The sequence below is a fragment of the Litoreibacter ascidiaceicola genome (assembly GCF_900129235.1).
Lineage (GTDB): Bacteria > Pseudomonadota > Alphaproteobacteria > Rhodobacterales > Rhodobacteraceae > Litoreibacter > Litoreibacter ascidiaceicola.
On record NZ_FQUV01000020.1, the window covers coordinates 1 to 1,654 of the forward strand.

At 56.5% G+C, this 1,654-nt stretch carries 1 protein-coding gene; it reads left to right on the forward strand.

Going from position 1 to position 1,654, the window contains the following annotated elements; genetic code table 11:
- Positions 1-94: 94 nt before the first annotated feature.
- Positions 95-1,444, forward strand: a complete 1,350-nt coding sequence (locus BUB72_RS18455) for an IS1380 family transposase (RefSeq protein ID WP_083588735.1) — start codon at positions 95-97, stop codon at positions 1,442-1,444.
- Positions 1,445-1,654 lie beyond the last annotated feature (210 nt).

A 1,654-nucleotide genomic window follows, 5' to 3' on the forward strand; every position in this document is an offset into this window, starting at 1 on the left:
CCCACATTTCCCAAGTGATCGCGTGATTTAGCTTCGTTTGTCCGTTTTTTTGTGTTACATTACAGCATGTTAACTTGCGTTGGAGGCTGCAATGCTGGATCACCCTACGGGTGCGGGTTCTGAAGGCGATTTCCGGGTGGATTTTGACCCTCGTGTGCGGCTGGAATTCCACGGCTCCAAGATCAGCTCTAATGGCGGGTTGCTCCTGTTTCGAGAGCTTGATGAGGTGCTGGGCTTGCACGATTTGGCAGGCCAGAGCTTGCAAGACACAAGGCGCGGCAAGAATGGAGTGCACTCACTTGTTGGTCTTCTGCGTCAATCCAATTTTGGGCGGCTGGCGGGATATCCGGATGTCAACGACGCTGAACGGCTCGCACATGATCCAGTGATGCGTCAGGTCGTGGGGGGCCGTGCCGTGGATGAATGGGCCGCTTCCACCAGCCAAATGGCGAGGTTCGAGACGGACATTCTCACCTCTGCGCATAACCGTGCCGCATTGGCAGATATGCCGGGGCAATGGATTGATGCTCTGCACGACGCGCAATCGCCCAAATGGATCACGCTGGACATGGACAGCTCCGTGAGCCCCACCCACGGAGATCAGGAAGGCACGGCCTGGAACGGTCACTTTGGCTGCAAGTGTTATCATCCGCTGTTTGTGTTCAATCAGTTCGGTGACCTTGAGCGATGCGCCCTGCGTAAGGGCAACGTCCACAGCGCCGACGGCTGGAAGGAAGTTATGGCCCCTGTCATCGCCCGCTACAAAAAGCGTGATCTGATGCGCTTCTTTCGGGCCGACGCAGCCTTTGCCATTCCAGAGCTTTACGAGATGCTGGAAGCGGAGAGCTATTTCTACACCATCCGCCTCAAGGGCAACGCTGTGCTGCGAGAGGCTGTCTCGCATCTTCTCAAGCGCCCCGTGGGCCGTCCGCCCAATTATGTGCAGCGCTTCTACCATGACTTTGAGTATCGGGCCGCATCATGGGCCAAGGCCCGCCGCGTGATTGCCAAAGTGGAATGGCACCCCGGCGACTTGTTCCCCCGCATGGGCTTTGTCGTCACCAACCTGCCGATGGAGCCAAAATGGATCATCCGCTTCTACAATCAGCGTGGCACTGCTGAGCAGCACATCAAGGAAGGCAAATACGCGATCAACTGGACGCGGCTTTCCTGCAAGCGGTTCCGCGACAATGAGGTCAGGCTTCAGCTTCATGCGCTGGCCTACATTCTGGGCAGCTTCCTCAAACGCGCTGACCTACCCGAGGAAGTCGCCGATTGGTCGCTCACAAGCATTCAAAGCCGCCTGATCAAGATCGGGGCGCGGGTTGTGCGCCATGCCCGCAAGATCACATTCCAATTGGCTGAGGTTGCTGTCCCACGCAACATCTTCGGGCAAATCCTCACTGCCATCCGTGCCCTCAAACCACCGCCAAGACCTACATGACACGCAGCTCAACGAAACCCAGACAAAAGCGGCTCGACAGTTGTGTCTTGTCGCACCCCAAATGGGTGGAAATCAACGAAAACCGTGAACGCGGCGGCCAAGAAACCATCAAAACGGCCACTCGCGCAGCTGATCCGACCGTCAGTCTTGAAAATGACCACAAAATCCATCAAAATCCGTCAGAACAGGCATCACTTGGGAAATGTCAGC